This window comes from Actinomadura decatromicini (assembly GCF_008121305.1).
In the GTDB taxonomy this organism is placed as follows: Bacteria; Actinomycetota; Actinomycetes; order Streptosporangiales; family Streptosporangiaceae; genus Spirillospora; species Spirillospora syzygii.
Genome location: NZ_VSRQ01000001.1, coordinates 1,338,270 through 1,356,799, shown reverse-complemented (window position 1 = coordinate 1,356,799; position 18,530 = coordinate 1,338,270). Strand labels below are relative to the sequence as shown.

Here is an 18,530-nt window from a genome sequence, read left to right as displayed (position 1 = left end):
GTCCCGTGACGGAATCGGCCCGCCATAGAGACGGGAAGGCCGCGGCGGGCGGCGTGCTCGCCCGCCGCGGCCCGGGTGAGCCGGTCAGCGAAGGACGGGGTAGTCGCGGACGATGGGCAGCCGTGCCCAGGCCCGTCCGAGGCCGAGGGTGGTCCCGTTGTCGGCGAGCGCGACGGCGACCAGAAGCGCGGCATAGATCCAGTGCATGTCCATGAAGGGATTGGTCTCCGGCCAGAGTGACGCGGCCGCGAGCATGAGGAGCAGGAGCGTTCCACCGGCCGCGGCGATGCGCAGGCAGATGCCGAGGAGCAGCGCTATGCCGAGCCCGCCGAGCCCGAACATGAACAGGGCGTCGACCCAGACCTTTCCGGCCATCGCGTGGAAGATGTCTTTGAACGGGCCTTCGGTGTGGCTCAGAAAGCCCTTGGACGGTGAGACGCCGGAGAGCCAGCCTTTCTCGGTCGGCTTGCCGAAGCCGAAGAGCTTGTCGACGAAGGCCCAGAGGAATGTCCAGCCGAGGAAGATCCGTCCGGCGGCGAGCGCATACCGGGCGGGATGCTGTGATTCCAGGGACGACGAAGGGCGCAGGGGGGTTTCGAGGGACATGGGAGTTCCTTGGGGCGGGGAGCTGACGAGCCATTCGACTGGGAAGTTTCCTATCTGTTCCCTTTCCTGGCAAGCGTCGTACGCCTTCCGTCTGGTGTACTGGAGTAAATGGTCGTTCGCTCATGTCGAGTGAGCTGGCCGGTGGTTTTGGACGAAGTCGGCGCCGACCGCCCGTCCAGCGCCGGACACCGCATCGCCCGAGCCGCACAAGGCGAACACCCGCCCACTACGGCAGCTCACCTGCGAAAAGGCCGTCCCGCCGAACCGGTATTTCGAGTTCTCCCGACCCACAAGGGACGGTTCCTATGAGAACTCTCTGAATCTCGGCCACGGACCAGGCCCGCCCGGCCTGAACGGCGGTGGCCCCGATCGCCGCGCGGCGCCAGACCGCCCGGTCGGTGGACCCCCAGCGCCTTTTCTGAGAAAACACGGAGATGAACGGTGAATGCTGGCGGCACCATGACCAATCTTGAACCCGAAGCCACGGGCCTCCGAAGAACCGACGGCACGTCCGTCCGGGTGCTCGTCGTGGACGATGAGCCTGACCTGGCGGAGGTGTTGTCCCGCGCGCTGGTGCTGGAGGGGTGGACGGTCCGTACCGCCGGGGGTGGTGCCGAGGCGCTGGCGGTCGCCGCCGACTTTCGTCCGGACGCCGTCGTGCTGGACGTGATGCTCCCCGACATCGACGGTTTGGGCGTCCTGCATCGTCTGAGAGCGGACGCGCCTGAGGTGTGCGTGTTGTTCCTCACCGCCCGCGACGCCGTCGAGGACCGTGTGGCCGGGCTGACGGCGGGCGGCGATGACTACGTCACCAAGCCGTTCAGTCTGGAGGAGGTGCTGGCCAGGCTGCGCGGGCTGCTGCGCCGGGCGGGCATGACCCGCCGCGCCGACGCCGCTCGCCTGATCGCGGTGGGCCCGCTCACGATGGACGAGGACGCGCGGGAGGTGACCCGCGACGGCCGTCCCGTCGAACTCACCCCGACCGAGTTCGAACTGCTGCGGTTCCTGATGCGCAATCCGCGCCGGGTGCTGAGCAAGGCGCAGATTCTGGATCGGGTCTGGAACTACGACTTCGGCGGCCAGGCGCACGTCGTGGAGCTGTACATCAGCTACCTGCGCAAGAAGATCGACGCGGGCCGCCCGCCGATGATCCACACCGTCCGCGGCATCGGCTACATCCTGAAGGCGGACGGTCGGTGAAGGGTCCGCGCACGCTGTGGGCGCGGCTCACCGCCGGGCTCGTCCTCCTGCTGGCGCTGAGCTGCCTCGCGGTCGGGCTCGCGACCACGACCGCGCTCGCCCGGTTCCTGGTCGGACGGCTGGACGATCAGCTCACCGCGTCCGGCGGCCGGTTCCCGGCGAGCCTGGAGCACCACTGGCCGAGGGGCGCGGGCAACGGTCCCGACACCCGTGGCCAGGCGACGGGGACGTTCGGCGCGCGCCTGTACGGGCGGGCGGTGACGCAGGCGGCGGTCGTCCGCGGCGACTCCGACGAGCCGGTGCCGCTCACCCCCGCCGACCGCCGCGCCCTCGCCGACCTGCCCGCCGACGGCCGGGGACGCTCCCTCTCCCTGTCGGCCCTGTGCGAGTACCGGGTGGTGGCCGTGCCGGGCGCCGACGGCGACGTCCTGGTCACCGGCCTGCCGCTGCGCCCCGCCGAGGACACGCTGCACCAGGTCGTGTTAGTGGAGGTCGTGGTGTTCGCGGCCGTGCTGGCCGCGGCCGGGATCGCGGCGGCGGTCATGGTGAGGTTGACGTTGCGTCCGTTGCGGCGGGTCGCGGCGACCGCGTCGCGGATCACCGAGCGGCCCCTGGCCAGCGGGCAGGTGGCGATGCCCGAGCGGGTCCCCGACACCGATCCGCGTACCGAGGTCGGACGGGTCGGCGCCGCCCTGAACCGGATGCTCGGGCACGTGGAGAACGCCCTGGCCCGGCGGCAGGCCAGCGAGGAGCGGCTGCGGCGCTTCGCCGCCGACGCCAGCCACGAACTGCGCACCCCGGTCGCCGCGATCCGCGGGCACGCCGAACTGGCCCTGCGCACCGCCGAACCCGTCCCGCCCGAGGTGACGCGGGCGCTCGGGCGCATCGAGGCCGAATCGGTCCGGATGGCCGACCTCGTCGACGACCTGCTGCTGCTGGCCCGCCTGGACGCCGGCCGCCCGCTGGACACCCGCCCGGTCGACCTGACCCGCATCGTCCTGGACGCCACCGCCGACGCCCGCGCCGCCGGCCCCCGACACCGCTGGGAACTGGTCCTGCCCGAACGACCGGTGATCGTCACCGGCGACGCCCGCAGTCTCCACCAACTCATCGCCAACCTCCTGGCCAACGCCCGCACCCACACACCCCCGGGCACCCACGTCACCGTCAAACTCACCACCACCGGCGACACCGTCGTCCTCGACGTGGAGGACGACGGCCCCGGCGTCCCCGAACAACTGCGCGAAGAGATCTTCCACCGCTTCGTCCGCGCCGACCAAGGCCGCTCACGCACCTCAGGCAGCACCGGCCTCGGCCTGGCCATCGTCCAAGCGGTCGCCACCGCCCACCACGGCCACGCCGAACTCATAACCGACGCCCACACGACCTTCCGAATCACCCTCGCTCATACGACGACGATGACGAGGTAGCTGAGAACCGCGCCCGGGCAGGCGATGTATCCGTGACGACCGTCAGTGGGGTGGGGTGTCCGGGGGAGGTGGTGGGGTGGTGGTCAGGTGGGTGGCGGCGGCGCGCATCGTGCCGCGGACCGTGCCCAGCAGGCCGTTGGTCAGGTGGAGGGCCATGATGCCGGGCAGGGTGATCACCCTGGGAACGATCGCGCCGCCACCGGTGGGGGCAGTCGGGGTGACGGCGATGTTGTCGAAGCGGTGCTGGCGCTGGTGGTAGATCCGCAGGGCGTGCTGGAAATGCTCGGCGCGGAAGTCGGGCCAGAGGACGTCCAGGAACACCAGTTCGGCGTGGGCGCAGTGCCAGAGCAGGAAGTTCGACAGCCGCTGCTCGCCGCCCGAGCGGATCAGCAGGTCCACGTCGGGCAAGTCAGGGTCCTGGAGGTGCCGGGCGAACACCTCGGCGGTGATGTCGTCGGGCGGGATCCCGGCGGCGGCCAGCGCGCGGGCGGCGTGCACGATGGCGTCGCGGCCGCCGTAGCCGACCGCCATCGTCAGATTCAGCCCGTCGTTGTCGCGGGTGATCTCCTCGGCGTGCTGGATCTTCGCCGCCATGTCATCGGAAAGGCAGCCTTCCATCGCGCCCAGCATCCGCACCCGCACCCCTTTGGCGTGAAAGCGGGACAGGCTGGTGTCGATGATCCTGTTGGCCAAGGTGCTCATCAGGAATCCGACCTCGCCCGCCGGACGCGACCACTTCTCGGTGGAGAAGGCGAACAACGTCAGCCACGGCACGCCCTCGGCGAGTGCGGCGTCCACGACCGCCTCCAAGGCGGGCATGGAGGCCAGGTGTCCGTGTATGCGCTCCAGTCCGCGGGTCATGGCCCAGCGGCCGTTGCCGTCCATGATGCAGGCCACGTGCCGGACGGAATTCGCTGACACCATCGATCCTCACGGCCCCGGCCGACCGGACGGCTCGCCCGGGCCCGCGTCCGCCACCGTCTCGGGCGACGTCGCCCAGATGTGCCCGCACCCCGGGTCGATGATCGAACCCGCCAGGTCGCCGGGCATCGGGACGTGGTCCGCCGCGGTGCCGAGCGGCTCCCCGAGCAGGGCACGGGCCAGGCGGGCCTTGGCGAACCGGGCCGTGTCGTGCAGGTTGTCCACCAGGTTGCCGCCCAGATGCACCGTGACCGCGACCGGCAGCGTCACCAGCCCCCCGACACCGACCAGGGACGGGACGAGCCGGCGCCCATCTCCGGCGACGTCCGCGCGCATCGGACCGCCATCGTCCACATCCGCCTCGAACGGCGCCGGGTCGGGTGCGTCGAGGTGAGGCGCGTCCTCCCCATGGAGGTCTTCCGCGCCCCGCCGCCGCAGGTGATAAAGCTCCAGGGCCCGGCGGAAATGCTCGGTGGTGAAGTCGGGCCACAGCACGTCCAGGAAGATCAGTTCGGCGTCGGCGCAATGCCAGGGGAGGACGTGCGACAAGCGGTGCTGGCCCCCCGTCCGGATCACGAGGTCGACCTCGGGGAGGCCGTCGTCTCCGTGCAGTTGGCGGTGAACGGCGTCGGCGGTGATCGTCCCGTCCCCGGAGTCGCTGGACCTGCCGTCGCGTCCGCTGGCGAGCAGAGCGCGGACGGCGTCCAGCAGCTCGCCGCGGCCGTCGTGATCGACGGCCACGGTCAGGTGCAGCGCGGTGCCTCCGGCCGGGAGCGCACCGGCCCGGACGAGCCGCGCGGCCGTCTCCTCGGGGAGCCCGGACGTGTCGCCCAGCGTCCTGATCCGCACGCCTCGGTGGTGCAGGCGTCGCACGCCGAGGCCGTTCAGCAAGGGGTCGACCAGCATCCATGCCGCGTCCCGCACCCTCTCGGGCGGCGGCACCAGCGTCAGGAAGGGCACGCGCTGTTCGAGGGCCGCGTCGACCACCGCCCGCACCGCCGGGTCGACCGGCACGGCGCCGGGCGAGAAGTCCAGGCCTCGGTAGCGGGCCCAGTGGGCGCCGCCGTCCATGATGACGACGACATGTCCGGGGAGGGTGGGCGACGCCATACGACCTCCAGGTTGGCTACGCACCGTAGACAGCCGCTCTGTACGAGGCTAGGAAACGGCGTCATTCCTGCCATCTAGCGCGCCCGTGGGAACCGCACCCCCTTACCGACAGTCACACCATCGCGAAGAGTAATGGCCGGGTGACATTTCGTGCGGACATGGCGGCCCGCATGTCGTCAGGACGGCGACCTACGCGCGGACGCTCACCGGTCACACCGACTGGGTGACCTCGGTGGCGTTCAGCCCCGACGGCAAAGTCCTCGCCGCCGCCGGAAACGAGGTGGCGTGCATGTGGACCCTGGAGTAGGTGACGGCGCCCTCCGCCGATGGCGGAGGGCGCCGTCGTGTTCTCTAAGTGACCGTCCGCAGGCCCGCCCGCATCCGGTCGTCCCGCAGGGGACGCACGGCGATGCGGAGCAGGGCGAGCGCGTTGTCGTCGCCCGCGATGCGGTTGACGCTCAGCGCGTCGCACGACTGGCAGTGATGGATGAGCATCCATTCACCGTCCGGCCGCACGGTGAGGCTGAGCGGCGCCATCCGCCCCCGGCAGCCCGCCCGCCGGTCGCCCGGCGTCAGGTCGTCGAGGTGCACGCTGGTCAGGCAGTGCGGACAGTGGTTGCGGTGCACCGTCCCCGGCGCGTCGGCCGGGACGTCGAGACGGCATCCGACGCATCGGAACGCGTCGAGCCGTCCGTCCTGCCCGGCCTTGCGCCGCTGGACTCTTTCCCGTCGGTGTTTTCGCCGTGGCATGGGTACCTCAGAGATCGCCGAAGGGTTCGAGCGGGAACGGTGGCTGCGCCAGCGGGCGCACGGCCATCCGCATCAGGATGAACTGGTTGTCGTCACCGCTGATCGGGTTGGACGTGAGCTCGCCGCACCGCGTGCAGCGGTGGACGACCATCCAGTCGCCGTTCCGCAGCACCGCGATGGAGATCGGCGCCATCTGCGACCCGCACCGCGGCCGTCCGCCCTCGCGGTCGAGGACGTGCCGGGAGTGCAGGCAGCTCGGGCAGTGGTTGCGCCGGACGCCGTCCGGGGCGAGCGCGGCCACGTTCAGGCCGCAGCGCACGCAGTCGAATGTCTCGGTGCTGAGTACGGAGCGTGAGACGTCCTTGGACACAGCAGGGTCCTCCTTGCCGATCGGTCATGGAACAGCAGCAAGGAAGCGCCGAACGCGCCTTGCTGGAGTCGCCGCGCACAGCGACCCTGGCCGTCCGACCGACAGAGAGAACTGTCAGAGGCGTCGACGGTCCAGGGCATGGGTAAGCGCGCTCGGCGCTGACCGGGGCATACAACCTGACTCTCTAGGCACAGAGGCCGACCATGACCAACAAGACGCCCCGACCCTAACAACCCCCCGACCAGCCAATCCAACGATTTTTCCCGCATCGTCACCTCTGGAGGGCCCGCCATTCGGGCGCTGGGCGGCGCGGGCATGACTGTTTAGCGTTTGAAGAGGTAGGCCAGCATGGCGGCGGTTGTGAACGCGACCAGGATGTAGAACATCACGTAGGCCATCAGCACGACGGCCGCCAGGACGAAGACCGCGAACGCGACGATCGAGATGACGACGACGGCCGCGCTGCCCACGATGACGGCCGACACGTTGGCGGCGGTGCCGTGCGCCAGCGTCAGCGCAGAGGTGCCCGGCAGGCCGCGCGGAGCGGGCAGCAGCACGGACACGAGGGCGAGCGCGCCGAACGAGACCAGGCCCGCCTCCGTGGCGAAGAACTCCAGGACCGTCCAGAGGACGGAGAGCGGCCAGTGCAGCGACCAGGTGTGCACGGCGTCGTTGAGCCACTGCGTCTTCACCGCGAACGGCCCGGCCGCGATGGCGGGCGAGCGCTCGTAGATCTGGCCCCAGGCCACCAGGACGGCGATCACGACGCCGAACAGCCCGGCCCGTCCCGGACGGCCGTGCGGCATGACGTCCGCGCGCATCAGCCCGACCATGAGGAACGGGTAGCCGATCATCACGGCGATGCCGAGCAGCAGGACGAGCAGGTACAGCGGGTACAGGAACGTGACGAGGATGGCGTTGTGCTCCATCCCGACGCGGGGGATCGCATAGCCGAACGCCAGGTCGTAGAACAGCGGGACCCAGGCGACCAGGCCGACGACGGCCGCCGGGGCGCGCACCTTCGCGGGCAGCGCCGTCGCGCCCCACACCAGCAGCGCGCCGCCGCCGAGGAAGCACAGGATCAGGACGCCGACGAGCCAGGTGGGCGAGGTGTTGGCGTTGTCGTCGCTCGCGCACTGGTCGCCGCCGGAGTCGAAGCAGGCGAAGAGCGTCTCGCGGTTGCCGGAGGCGTCCCCGCGGACCCAGCGCCGGTCGACCGACGCGTACCGGACGGCGAGCTCGAACTCCTTGGACAGCCTCCGGCGCGTCCCGTCGCCGGACAGCACCGCCCGGAACGTCTCGTCGCCGTCGACCCGGCCGAGGCGGAAGGCGAACGAGCCGCCCTTCCGCGTCGTGGTCGACGCGGCGGGCTCCCACTCGCCGCCGAACATGCCGCCCTCCCGTTGCAGGAGGACGCTCAAGCCCGCGGCGGCGCCCTCGAACCTGCCGCTGATCGTCACGGGTTCGCGGTTGGTCGGGTGCGCGGGAGTGGCGCGCAGAGGCGGGGCGTCGGCGCGCGCGGCGGGTGCGAGCACGCACAGGAACGCGATGACCAGCGTTCCCACGACCAGAAGCCGCCTGACGGCGCCGCGCCGCGGACAGGGAAGGGCTGAGGACGGCATGCGGCTCCTTGTGCGATCACGGTCCGCGCGGACGAGGCCGTCGGACGGCGGTGGCGGGGCGAACGAACGGGAGCCGGGAGGGAGGGCGCGGAGGATCAGGGAAGCGCGTCGCGCGGATGCCGGTCGGTGAGCCCGGCGGGTTCCAGCCCGAGGGCGCGCTCCAGGTCCGCGGGCGAGTGTTCGCGCAGGTAGGCGGCGAACTTGTGCTTCACCTGGTCCATGTAGCCGGACGCGGTCTTCTCCGTGATGAACAGGCGGCGCGCGATGCTGCGGAACGACTCGCCGCGGGCCCGTCCGGCCAGCACGTCCCGTTCCCGGGGGGACAGGTCGGGCAGGCGTCCGCGCCGTCCGGCCAGCTCGGCCAGCCCGGTCAGGGCCTGCGTGATGACGATCCGCCCGGCCGCGACGTCGGCGGCGGCAGCGGCGAGCACGGGCAGCGGCTCGGCCTTGTGGACGACGCCGCGCGCCCCCGCGTTCAGGCACGCGACCAGGACGGCGCGCCGCCGCTCGTTGGTGTAGACGAGGACCCGCCACCCGTCCGCGGCGAGCGCCGCCACCGCGTCGGTCCCCTGGAGGACGGGATCGGACGCGGTGCCCGTCAGCGTGAGGTCGAGCAGGACGACCTCCACGCGCGGACGGACGGCCAGGAACTCCGCCACGTCCCGGTACGCGGCCACGACGTCCAGGCCGGGCACCAGGGCCCGGAGGCCGTCCCGGATGAGGGTGTCGTCGTCGATCGCCGCGACCCGCACGCGCGGCTCGCCGCCCGTCATGGCGCGCCCTCCGGCTCGGCGGCCTCCCACGAGGCGGGCAGGGGGCCGCGCAGCGTGACCCGCGTCCCGTCGCCCGGGACCGAATGCACGTGGACGGCGATCCCGTGGGCGGCCAAGGCCCGTTCGACCTGGTCGCGCAGCCCGAAACCGCGCGGCGTGGCGGCCGGGTCGAACCCGCGGCCGTCGTCGGCGACGGTCACCTCCCACTCGCCTTCGGCGGGATCGGCGTCGGCGTGCACGACGACGCTCGAAGCGTCCGCGTGCATCCGCACGTTCGCCAGCAGGGTGCCCACGGCCGCGCGGACGGCCCCGGCGGCGGGTTCCGGCAGCGGGACGCCCTCGGCCAGGTCCACGCTGGCCTCGACGCGCAGGTCCCGGTAGTCGCCGACGGCCGCGCGCAGCACCGAGACCAGCGACGGGCCGGGCTCGCCCGCGTCGACCGGCGGGTCGTCCAGGAACGCGCGGACCCGGTTGGCCAGCGCCATCGCCTGCGCGCGCAGCGGGCCGTCCAGCTCCTCGGGGACGCCGCCTCCGGCGAACAGCCGCAGCACGCTGATGTTGTCGTGCAGCAACCGCCGCTGCCGTTCCCGCTCCCGCAGCCGCGCCGCCTCCGCCGCCGCACGCGCCGCCTCGGCCCGCGCGCGCTCGGCGTCGTCCGCCAGCCGCCGCAGGTAACCGACCAGGAGCCGGGCCAGCACGGCGAACCCGACATAGGCGAAGGCGTTGCCCAGCGCGGTCGCCGCCGAGCCGTCCGCCGCCCCCGGCAGGGTCGCGGCCAGGTAGCACCCGGCGAGGACGGCGACGGCCGCCGCGACGTGCCGCCGCCGCGTGAACACGACCGCCGCTCCCACGGCGGAGCTCAACGTGCAGGCGAAGCCCCACGCCGTCCAGCTCCCCGTCCGGTCGGACGCGGCGGTGAACAGCGGCTGGGCCAGCAGCACCGCACCGGCGGTCGCCGTGTCCGCCCAGCCCCAGCGGCGGTCGCGGTAGGCGCGGGCGCGCATCACGACCGCGCCGATCGCCGCCGACTCGGTCAGGTAGCCGCCGAGGACCACCACCAGCAGGACCGGCGAGGTCGCCTCGCGCAGCGCGACCGGCGACGCGACGGCGAACTGCGCGAGGTTCACCACCCGCACGCCCGCGAACACCGCCACCGCGCACACCTCGACCCCCGCCGGAGTCGTCGGCAGCGCGGGCGCCGCGAACCCGCCGATCAGCTTCATGCCCGAATGATCCACGATGCCGGATCACTCGCACTACCCGGCATTTCCCGGGGGCCCTTCCTCGCCCGCGTGTGCGATCGTCTAGGGGCCGGCCGCCGTGTACGCGGTGCTCCCAGGCCCGCGACGCGAAAGGACGGCGACGTGTCCGACTTCGATGATCTGGTGTCGGCCGAGCGGCGCAGGATCGACGCGCAGGCGTCGGCGCACGCCGCGCGCGAGAGCGCCCGGCGGCACGGCGAACTCCCCGAATGGCAGCAGGTCGTCGCCCGCGTCCAGGACCTCCTGTCGGCCGCGGCCCGCCATCTGCATGACGCCGGGGTCCCGCCCGTCCCGGTGCTGGAGGCGCGGAAGCCCAACCAGCGGCTGGAGCTCTGGGGCCTCGTCCTCGCCGGGCGCGTCGTGATCGTCGGCCGCCGCTGGCCGCTCGGCCCCTTCGCGTTGGACGCCGACGCCCGCGCGTACCCGATGGCGCGCCTGCAACCGTTGCTGCCCGACTACCCCCTCTCGGAGAACCCTCCGAAGAACAAGAAGCTGCGCAAGGCGCGGCTCCGGACGGGCCTGGCCGCCGACCAGCAGGTGATGTGGGCGGACGACAACCCGTACGTCCTCGACCCGGCCGTGGGCGTCGAAACCGGTCGCATCGCCTGCTTCGGCAAGGGCCAGGACGGCACGCCGCTGCTCCTCTCGGACGATCCCGCCCTCGGCCAGCCCTTGGAGCCGTACCTCGCGAAGTCCGTCGCCCAATACATCGCTCAGAACAGCCGACGCTGACGATCGCGGTCCGACGCGCCCCAAGCGATAGGGCAGGTCAGACTTCGACCTCGCTCTTCTCCGCCGCGCTTCGATGTCCTTTTCTGGCTTGCTACGGGTGGTCGATGGGCGGGGGAGGCGTCCAGCGGTTGGAAGGCGTGGGGATGCCGTGGGCGGGTTTGAGTTCCTCGGGGATGGCGTAGTGCATCACGCGGCCGCGGGTCAGTGACGACAGCTCCAGGTGGGTGACCAGGCGGCCGATCCGGTCGGACATCTGGGCCGCCCACGGGCCGCGGTCCTCGAAGCGTTCGATGAGGCCCAGCAGGGCGGGTCCCGCCTTGATGAGAGTGTCGAAGGGGGAGCGGGGGATCTGGAGCCAGTCGGCCGCGGTGTCGCCGATCAGGAAGCGGATGAGGGCCGGGACGATGGGGTCCAGCAGGGTGCCGGGGACGACCTGCTCGTACATGTCGATCAGCTGCCGGGTCAGGTGGGCGCCTTCGGTCGAGGGGCCCATGTAGCGCATCATGTACCGGTCGGAGAACTCGCGCGCGGCCTCAAGGTCGGGCGGTATGTCGTCCGGGTCGCAGCCCAGGATGGTGCCCACGACCTTCCAGGCGTAGTAGTAGGCGTCGGCTCCGCCGGGCGTGATGTGGACGCCGAGGCGGTGCAGGGCGTCCAGGACCTGGATGCTGAACATCATCAGCGCGCCGAGCATGTCCTCCTGGCAGATCGCCACGGGTTCGGGCCAGTGGCCGTCCTGGCGCAGGTGGCGGCGGATCGTGGCGTGCAGCAGCCGCACCTTCTGCGCCGCCGGCAGGAACCGGCCCCCGGCCTCGAACGCGTCGGGCTGCATGAGGTAGACGGTGAACTGCCCGGTCTCCGCCATCCGCCGCGCCGGGTAGTCCAGCGAATGGGTGGCCGACAGCAGCCTGGCCCCGTGCGGGATCATGTAGCACGCGGGCATGGACGCGAACGACAGCGCCGTGGAGATGTGGACGTCGTTGTCGATGAAGAACTGCCGCGCCTGCTCCATCATCCCCCAGTCCACCCACTCCGGCGGCCTGGCCGTGGCCTCCAGGTAGTCGCGGCCGGCGGCCGGGAGCCCGGCGGGCAGCTCCTGCCCGGAGGTGGTGAACCAGCGCATCAGCGTGTTGAACCGGGGTACCTCCCCGCTGGTGAACAGGGCGTCGACGGTGGCGTCGGCGAGTTCGTCGCCCTTGAGGCGCAGGGAGTCGAGGTAGGCGTCGGTGTACCGGCCCTCCGGGGCGGACGAGGCGGTCTCGGCGGTGGCGGGTTCAGGCATCTGCGGTCACCTCGGTGATCAGTCGGGTCAGGGCGCCGGCGGCCTCGGCCGGCAGCCGCGTGCGGGCGAGGGCCGCCCGCGACGCGGCGGCACGGTCGTCGATCATCTGCCGGACCTGGTCGCGGGCGCCCGAGCGGTGCATGATCTGCCGGATCCGCGCGGTCTCGTCCTCCTGGACGGGCGCCCGCAGCAACTCCCGCAACTGGGTGCGGTCGCCGCCGTCGGCGCGCTCCAGCGTGAGGGCCAGCAGCGCGGTGGGTTTGCGGCCGGTCAGATCGTCCAGCGACGACTTGCCGGTCTCGGCGGGGTCGCCGAACACGCCCCACAGGTCGTCGCGCAACTGGAACGCCTCGCCCAGCGGCCGGGCGTACGCGGCCAGCGCGGCCAGCACCCCCGGCGCCGCGCCGCCGAGGACGGCGCCGATCCGCAGCGGCCACTCGATCGTGTACGACCCGGTCTTCAACCGCACGACCTGCAGCGACAGGCCCACGTCCGGCGCGGCCCCGGTCCGCAGGATCTCCAGGCACTCGCCCGCGATCAGCTCCCGGCCCATCGCCGTCCACGCCGACACGGCCCGGGCCAGGAACGCGCGCGGCAGGCCGGAGGTGTGGAACAGCTCTCCCGCCCACGCCAGCAGCAGGTCGCCGACCATGATGGCCAGGCCGTCGCCGAGCCTGGCGTGCGCGGTGACCCGGCCGCGGCGCAGCGGGCTGCGGTCGATGATGTCGTCGTGGACGATCGCCGCCGCGTGCACCAGCTCCAGCGCCGCGGCCGCCCGCACCATCGACTCGGCGTCGGGCTGCCCCGCCGCCCGCCATCCCCAGTAGCAGAACGCCGGGCGGATCCGCTTGCCGCCGGTGACCGACGCGCGCAGCTGCTCGGCCACGGGCGCCAGTTCGGCGTCCAGGGCCGTCAGCTCCCCGATCTCGGACTCGACGAACTCCTCCAGGGCCCGGTCGACGCGGACCCGGAGGTCACCCATCGTCCCGCACGAGCTGGGCGGGCCGGCCGTTCCGCGCGGTCTGAGCGGCCGGAGCGGGCTCGGCGGCGCGCTCGCTCACCCGCCGGGCCAGGACCTCCATGTGCGCCGGCTGCGCCGGCGCGTTCCGCCGCAGCGCCAGCTCACCCCGCGCCCGCAGCTCCTGCCGTACGTCGCCCAACCCGGGAAGGCGCCGTGCCAGGCCCCGTATCCCGCCCAGCACCACGTCGGCCGCCCCGGCCGCCAAGTGGAGCACCTCGTCATGCGCCCCGGAATCCTCGCCTCGCACCATCACGACCCACAGTCATCGAGACAACACCGTCAGCAATATCAACCCACTTTCGGTTACGTCCTGCAATAACCGCATGACGATCCTCACCTCTTGGTGAGAGCCGCCGGCCCGGCGGGTCGGAATCAGGCGATCTCGACATAGTCCAGCTCAGCCCACCGGCTGTGGTGCTGGAATCGAAGGGTGTTCCATCCCCGATTCAGGCCGATCGTGGCCGGGACCTGGCGCCAGTCGTCCCAGCCGTGAGCGGGATAATTCAGGACGAATTGGGTGGTGCCGTTCACCGTCACGATGTGCTGGGCGTCGCCGCCCCCGGCGGCATATCCCACGTGCGCGGTGTAGTGTCCGGCGGCCGGTGCGAACACCTGGATGTCGACCCAACTGTCCTGGTAGTCGAGCTTGGCCACGACGGCGTCCTGGGACGCGCCGGCGGCGCCGGTGCGGACTTCGGCGTGGTTCAGGACGCCGCGCTCGGCCTCGTAGCGAACCCGGCTCCCTCGCACGACGGGACGGTCATTCGCCCAGCCCAGCTCCGCTGTATAGGTCGAGCGCGTTCCCTCGCCGGGGCACTCTCCCACCCAGCCGTGGACGAAGACGTGATCGCCGAGCACGTCCGCGCCGCCGGGGCCCCGCACCGCGCCGTCGACGGTCTCGGTCGTCATCAGCGGCCGGTAGGCCTTGCTGAAAGGCTCCGCGAGCGAGGAGGACACGGCGTAGCCCGTGAAGTAATCGTCGCCGCAGTACGAGCCGCCCGAATAGAAGAGCACGTACTGGGTGGGACGTTTGATCAGCACGGGCGCTTCGATAACGCCATTCTCGGCAACCTGGCCGTTGCGGATCAATTCCCTGCGGGGGCCGACGAAGGTGATTCCGTCGGCGTTCACCTCCTGGAGCCAGATGATCGAGGGCGTGCCGTTGTTCAGCGCGTTTCCGTCACTCTTGTAGAGCAGATATCTCTTTCCGTCGTTGTCGACGAAGCTCGCCGCATCGATGTCGCCGCCTTCGCGCGGGTCGCAGACGAGGGGACCGCCGCCGATGGGCCGGAACGGGCCGAGCGGTCCGGTCGAGAGCGCGGCCCCGATGCACATGTACGGGTTCGCGGCGCTCGGGGCGGTGAAGTACATGAGGTACTGGCCGTCCGCGCGGCGGGAGACGTCCGGCGCCCAGAAACCGCCCTCCTCCTTCGCCCAGGACGGCTTGGTGGGCAGGGCGTCCCCGCGCATGGTCCACGGTCCGGAGGCGGACGGCGCGCTGGCGACCGGAACCGTGCCCCTCGAACTGCTGGTCGAGTAGGCATAGGTGGTTGCTCCGACCTGGATGACTTCCGGGTCGGCGAAATCGGTGATGACCTCTTTGGGAGGCTCCGTGGCCGTCCTTTGAGGCGCGGTGGCCGCCGCCGGAACCGATCCGACGTGCGCCATGGCCGTCACCAACCCGGTGACCAGCAGCACGGTAAGGCCAGACGATCGCATCAGGCACTCCTCATAAGCGCAGGGACGGTCGGGTCATGAGAGCTGTCCCGCCGTGGCGGGGCGGGGCAGGGCGGGGTGGGGCGGGTTCATTTCAGGTAGTCGAGGCGGCGCACTCCAGCCCAGTGCTGATTGGTGATGCGGTAGTGATGCGCGGCTTCACTGCCGGGGTGCTCTGGGCCGATGTTGACGGTGTCGGCTCGGGACCAGTCGCCGCCGACCTTCTGGTCGACGAAGTAGGTGAACTCGTTGAAGTCGAATTCCGAGGACACGAACGTGTTGGTGATGGTGAGCGAGCGGCGCCTCAGGGTCAGCGCGGGCGGGAGGACGACGGTCTGGTCCTGCCAGGCCCGGGGCCCTCCCTGGAGGGGCTGCCACACCGCCGCGATGGCCCCGTTCACGGCGACGGTCGCGGTCTGCATCGCGATGATCGCGTCGAGACGGCGGGTCAGCCGCAACTCGGTATGGGCGGGATCGACGCTCACGGTGAATTGGCTCGACCCGCCGCTGCCGAACGCACGACCGTCGTCGGTCAGGCGTTGGGGAGGGTGGCCGCCCGCGTCGGTGAGCGCCGAGATGGCGATGGCACCGGCCAGACCCGCGGCGACGATCAGCCCGACCGGCAGCACGAGACGCCGCCGAACAACCTTCCCGCCCCGCCCGGCCCATCCGCTGACCGGCCGCCCTTTCCGACCGCCCGCCGCCCCGCCCGACCCAGCCCCACCGACCGCCGCACCGCCGTTCCCCGCGCGGCCGGCCTTCGCGCCGCCGACCTCTGCACCGGCGTCCCCGGCACCGGCGTCCGCCGCGCCACCCTTCCCCGCTTCGCCGACCCTTGCGCCGCTGTCCCGCGCGTCGGCGTCCTCCACGCTGCCGTCACTCGCGTCGCCGTTTTCGAGGTCGGTGTCCTCGCGGGCGTTGCGGGTGGGCTTGGGGAGTCGGGTGGTGTTTTGCTCTGCCCCCGAGGTTCGCACGGTGGAGGTTTGGGGGAGTTGGGAGATCTTCGCCCGTTCCCATGCGCGTTCCCAGGCGGGGAGTTCTTCCTCGGGCACCTGGCAAGCCCGCAGGAACGCCACCATGAACGCCTTCTTGGGGAACCTGCGTCCGGCCAACATGTCCGAGCACGTCGTCCGCGCCAGCCTGGTCCCGCCTGCCCGGTTCGCACGTAGTTCCAACTCCCGCAGCGACACGTCGGCTCGGGCGCACTGCTCGGCCAGCAGCCTCGCCAGGTCCGCCGCGGTCGTCACCGACTCCAGTCCGGACTGGCGGGCGCTCGGAGTGTCTGCCGGATCATTGCTCGTCGTCACGCCTGACCTCTGCGCTTCAGTTCTCTGCCGTCCCGCTGTGGCGATTGTCCCATCGATCGTGTCCGAGAGTGTCCGAGCGATGACATTGCGTGTCCGGTTGTGGTCCGGGAGGTCGCCGTTCGCCGTCCGCGCCTGGTCAGAACCTGGACGGAGTACGGACGAGTCCGACCGCCGCCCTGTTGGACACGTTCACGGCCGGGCTTTCCTGTTCTCGCGCACCGTGCATGGCGGGTCATGCGCGGCTGGATTTTCGATGGAGCGAGAATGGCGAAGCTGGTCAGCGAAACCGAATCGACGCAGTCCGTCCTCTACCGGAAGAAGGCCCCGCCACTGGCGAACCGCGGAACCGTCTCCGGCGGGCAGCGTCGGGGCAACGTGCTGACGACGGCGGTGGGACTGCAAATACCAGCCGAGTTGACGTTCGAGGACTGGGAGCGCGCCGGCCGCCAGATCACCGGGATCGTGAACTCGTCCGCGTGGTGGCTCGGCGACTGGCTCGTATACGGCAAGGAGCACTACCGCGACCGTTACGAGCGCGGAATCCTCGCCGCCGGGTTGCAGTATCAGACGCTCCGCAACTACGCCTGGGTCGCACGGCGGTTCGAAATGCCCCGCCGGCGCGCCGCGCTGAGCTTCCAGCATCACGCCGAGGTCGCGTCCCTGCTGGTCGAGGACCAGGACAAATGGCTCGACCGCGCCGAGCAGGCGAAGTGGACCACCAAGCAGTTGAGGGCGGGCATCCGGCTCTCGTACGCGACCGAGGTCCGCGAGGTCTCGCCGGACGAGGCCACACGGCGGCTCGCGGTGCCCGGCAGCCACCTCGAGCGCTGGCGCCTGGCGGCGGACCAGGTCGGGACGGACCTGCGGCAATGGGTGCTGACCACCCTGGACAGTGCCGCCGCACAAGCGCTGCGAGACTGACCGGCGAAGTGGATCGTCCCGCCACGGCCGTCCTCGACGCATGCGTCGGCGGCACCGTCACGTCGCGCGCGGGCCAGTGGGCCCCGCCCGCATCGCCGTCAGGTCCGGTCCTTCCTCCCGGCCAGCCGGATGAGGGACGCGAGCATGGCCAGGATCATGATGCCCATGAGCACGTAGAACGTGGGGCCGAGCGCGTCGGTGAAGGCGTCGGCCGCCGCGCCGTCGAGCCCGGACGACCCGACGAAGATCGCGATGACCAGGTCCCGGGGGATGGACCGGGACGCGGACATGATCGCCAGCGGGAAGGAGAACACCCACCCGATGCTCGCGAAGGTCCGCAGCATCCCGGAGGAGATCCCGATGAGGTCCTGCGGGGCTGCCTTCATCACCGCGGAGCTGTTGGCGGGGATGAAGAACCCGAGGCCGATCCCGTTGACGATGTTCGCCGCCACGATCAGCCAGACCCCGCCCGTGGCGGAGACCTGGGCATAGCAGCCCAGCGCGATGATCTCGGCCCCGAGCCCGACCGCGATCGGCGGCAGCGGCCCGGTCCGGTCGGCGAGCCGGCCGCTGCCGAGGCAGATGATCCCCGCGATGACGTATCCGGGCATGATCAGCAGCGCGGTCTCCAGCGGCGACCGTCCCTCCGGACCCTGGAGGTACATGATCGCCAGCCAGAGCACGGCATAGTTGGCCAGCCCCTGGAGGAGCGCGGCGAGCAGCGGGGCCGACAGCGCCGGGATGCGGAAGAGCGACAGCCGCAGCATCGGCTCCGCCTGGCGCCGCTCAAGCAGGACGAAGACGCCGAGCAGCACGACGCCGCAGGCGATGAGCACGGCGAAGAAGAGGCTGAACGGCTCGGTCGCCAGCCTGGTGGTCGACCACAGGACGCAGAACAGGCCCGCGCCCAGCGTGCCCATGCCCGGCAGGTCGAGGCCCCGCCGCTGCCGCGGGGCCTCGTCGCGCAGCGCTCCGCGGGCGAACGCCAGGGCCACCGCGCCGACGGGCACGTTGATCCAGAAGATCCAACGCCAGGACACATAGGTGATGAGCAGGCCGCCGAGGACGATGCCCGCGACCGCGCCGAGGCTGAAGCCGACCCCGGTGTGGCCGTAGGCCCTGCCGCGCTCGTTCCGGGAGAACGCGGTCGCGATGATCGCCCCGCTGTTCGCGGTCAGGAACGCGGCGCCCGCCCCCTGGCACAGGCGGAACACCAGCAGCGAGGTCAGGTCCCAGGCGAGGCCGCAGAACAAGGACGCCGCGGTAAGCAGGACGAAGCCCGCCTTGTAGATCCGGGCGGGCCCGTAGAGGTCGCCGAGGCGTCCGGCCTGGGTGGTGAGCAGCGTGTTGACCAGCAGGAAGCCGATGATGAGCCATACGAGCGAGGCCAAGGCCGCGCCGAAATCACGCTCCATGGTGGGCAGGGCCAGGACCACGATCGTGGTGTCCATTCCGGAGAGGAACACCCCGGTCATGACCACGCCGATGACGGACCCTTTTCGCGTGG

The 18,530-nt window shown here is 71.5% G+C and carries 19 protein-coding genes; 5 read left to right on the top strand and 14 right to left on the bottom strand.

What is annotated here, in order from left to right; translation table 11 throughout:
• Nucleotides 1-84: 84 nt before the first annotated feature.
• Nucleotides 85-606: a DoxX family membrane protein gene (locus FXF68_RS05525; RefSeq protein WP_148757766.1), complete on the bottom strand. Its 522-nt coding sequence runs from the start codon at nucleotides 604-606 to the stop codon at nucleotides 85-87.
• Between the two features lie 459 nt (nucleotides 607-1,065).
• Here FXF68_RS05525 and FXF68_RS05520 point away from each other — a divergent pair, with 459 nt between their 5' ends.
• Together FXF68_RS05520 and FXF68_RS05515 are read left to right on the top strand one after the other, a co-directional pair.
• Entirely contained in the window at nucleotides 1,066-1,806 is a 741-nt protein-coding gene (locus FXF68_RS05520; RefSeq protein ID WP_148757765.1) for a response regulator transcription factor, read from the top strand.
• On the top strand, nucleotides 1,803-3,236 hold the full coding sequence (locus tag FXF68_RS05515) for a sensor histidine kinase (protein WP_148757764.1): 1,434 nt from the start codon (nucleotides 1,803-1,805) through the stop codon (nucleotides 3,234-3,236). The genes FXF68_RS05520 and FXF68_RS05515 overlap by 4 nt, the downstream gene beginning before the upstream one ends.
• 42 nt (nucleotides 3,237-3,278) lie before the next feature.
• Here the strand turns inward: FXF68_RS05515 and uppS are convergent, their stop codons facing one another.
• Entirely contained in the window at nucleotides 3,279-4,157 is an 879-nt protein-coding gene (gene uppS, locus FXF68_RS05510; RefSeq protein ID WP_246178328.1) for a polyprenyl diphosphate synthase, read from the bottom strand.
• Nucleotides 4,158-4,166: 9 nt separating this feature from the next.
• On the bottom strand, nucleotides 4,167-5,267 hold the full coding sequence (locus tag FXF68_RS05505; RefSeq protein WP_148757762.1) for an undecaprenyl diphosphate synthase family protein: 1,101 nt from the start codon (nucleotides 5,265-5,267) through the stop codon (nucleotides 4,167-4,169).
• 145 nt (nucleotides 5,268-5,412) lie between these two features.
• Between FXF68_RS05505 and FXF68_RS44725 the strand changes: the two genes are divergently transcribed.
• Entirely contained in the window at nucleotides 5,413-5,574 is a 162-nt protein-coding gene (locus FXF68_RS44725; protein WP_148758209.1) for a hypothetical protein, read from the top strand.
• A gap of 44 nt (nucleotides 5,575-5,618) precedes the next feature.
• On the opposite strand, the gene FXF68_RS05495 is transcribed toward FXF68_RS44725, so the two are convergent.
• The 5 genes from FXF68_RS05495 to FXF68_RS05475 form a co-directional block, all read right to left on the bottom strand.
• Entirely contained in the window at nucleotides 5,619-6,017 is a 399-nt protein-coding gene (locus tag FXF68_RS05495) for an RNHCP domain-containing protein (RefSeq protein ID WP_148757761.1), read from the bottom strand.
• 7 nt (nucleotides 6,018-6,024) lie between these two features.
• The gene (locus FXF68_RS05490) at nucleotides 6,025-6,387 is read right to left on the bottom strand and encodes an RNHCP domain-containing protein (protein ID WP_148757760.1); all 363 of its coding nucleotides are present in this window, start codon (nucleotides 6,385-6,387) and stop codon (nucleotides 6,025-6,027) included.
• 323 nt (nucleotides 6,388-6,710) lie between these two features.
• The gene (locus FXF68_RS05485; RefSeq protein WP_187437742.1) at nucleotides 6,711-7,952 is read right to left on the bottom strand and encodes a hypothetical protein; all 1,242 of its coding nucleotides are present in this window, start codon (nucleotides 7,950-7,952) and stop codon (nucleotides 6,711-6,713) included.
• A gap of 152 nt (nucleotides 7,953-8,104) precedes the next feature.
• Nucleotides 8,105-8,782 carry a LuxR C-terminal-related transcriptional regulator gene (locus tag FXF68_RS05480; protein WP_148757758.1) on the bottom strand — a complete coding sequence of 226 codons (678 nt, stop codon included), beginning with the start codon at nucleotides 8,780-8,782 and terminating at the stop codon, nucleotides 8,105-8,107.
• Nucleotides 8,779-10,005 (bottom strand): sensor histidine kinase, encoded by a 1,227-nt coding sequence (locus FXF68_RS05475; protein WP_148757757.1) that lies wholly within the window; start codon nucleotides 10,003-10,005, stop codon nucleotides 8,779-8,781. Before FXF68_RS05475 ends, FXF68_RS05480 begins: the two co-directional genes overlap by 4 nt.
• Before the next feature lie 141 nt (nucleotides 10,006-10,146).
• Here FXF68_RS05475 and FXF68_RS05470 point away from each other — a divergent pair, with 141 nt between their 5' ends.
• Nucleotides 10,147-10,776 carry a hypothetical protein gene (locus tag FXF68_RS05470; RefSeq protein WP_148757756.1) on the top strand — a complete coding sequence of 210 codons (630 nt, stop codon included), beginning with the start codon at nucleotides 10,147-10,149 and terminating at the stop codon, nucleotides 10,774-10,776.
• Nucleotides 10,777-10,867: 91 nt separating this feature from the next.
• On the opposite strand, the gene FXF68_RS05465 is transcribed toward FXF68_RS05470, so the two are convergent.
• The 5 genes from FXF68_RS05465 to FXF68_RS42135 form a co-directional block, all read right to left on the bottom strand.
• A complete protein-coding gene (locus FXF68_RS05465) occupies nucleotides 10,868-12,058 on the bottom strand; it encodes an oxygenase MpaB family protein (RefSeq protein WP_148757755.1) in 1,191 nt (396 codons plus the stop codon).
• On the bottom strand, nucleotides 12,051-13,040 hold the full coding sequence (locus FXF68_RS05460; RefSeq protein ID WP_148757754.1) for a polyprenyl synthetase family protein: 990 nt from the start codon (nucleotides 13,038-13,040) through the stop codon (nucleotides 12,051-12,053). Before FXF68_RS05460 ends, FXF68_RS05465 begins: the two co-directional genes overlap by 8 nt.
• Nucleotides 13,033-13,329, bottom strand: a complete 297-nt coding sequence (locus tag FXF68_RS05455) for a polyprenyl synthetase (protein ID WP_148757753.1) — start codon at nucleotides 13,327-13,329, stop codon at nucleotides 13,033-13,035. The genes FXF68_RS05460 and FXF68_RS05455 overlap by 8 nt, the downstream gene beginning before the upstream one ends.
• Before the next feature lie 122 nt (nucleotides 13,330-13,451).
• Nucleotides 13,452-14,777, bottom strand: coding sequence for a family 43 glycosylhydrolase (locus FXF68_RS05450; RefSeq protein WP_222869808.1), 1,326 nt, complete (start codon nucleotides 14,775-14,777; stop codon nucleotides 13,452-13,454).
• A gap of 107 nt (nucleotides 14,778-14,884) precedes the next feature.
• Nucleotides 14,885-15,874 (bottom strand): hypothetical protein, encoded by a 990-nt coding sequence (locus tag FXF68_RS42135; RefSeq protein WP_187437741.1) that lies wholly within the window; start codon nucleotides 15,872-15,874, stop codon nucleotides 14,885-14,887.
• A gap of 492 nt (nucleotides 15,875-16,366) precedes the next feature.
• Between FXF68_RS42135 and FXF68_RS05440 the strand changes: the two genes are divergently transcribed.
• The gene (locus FXF68_RS05440) at nucleotides 16,367-17,023 is read left to right on the top strand and encodes an LmbU family transcriptional regulator (protein ID WP_187437740.1); all 657 of its coding nucleotides are present in this window, start codon (nucleotides 16,367-16,369) and stop codon (nucleotides 17,021-17,023) included.
• 98 nt (nucleotides 17,024-17,121) lie between these two features.
• Here the strand turns inward: FXF68_RS05440 and FXF68_RS05435 are convergent, their stop codons facing one another.
• Nucleotides 17,122-18,498: an MFS transporter gene (locus tag FXF68_RS05435; protein WP_222869807.1), complete on the bottom strand. Its 1,377-nt coding sequence runs from the start codon at nucleotides 18,496-18,498 to the stop codon at nucleotides 17,122-17,124.
• Nucleotides 18,499-18,530: the final 32 nt, after the last annotated feature.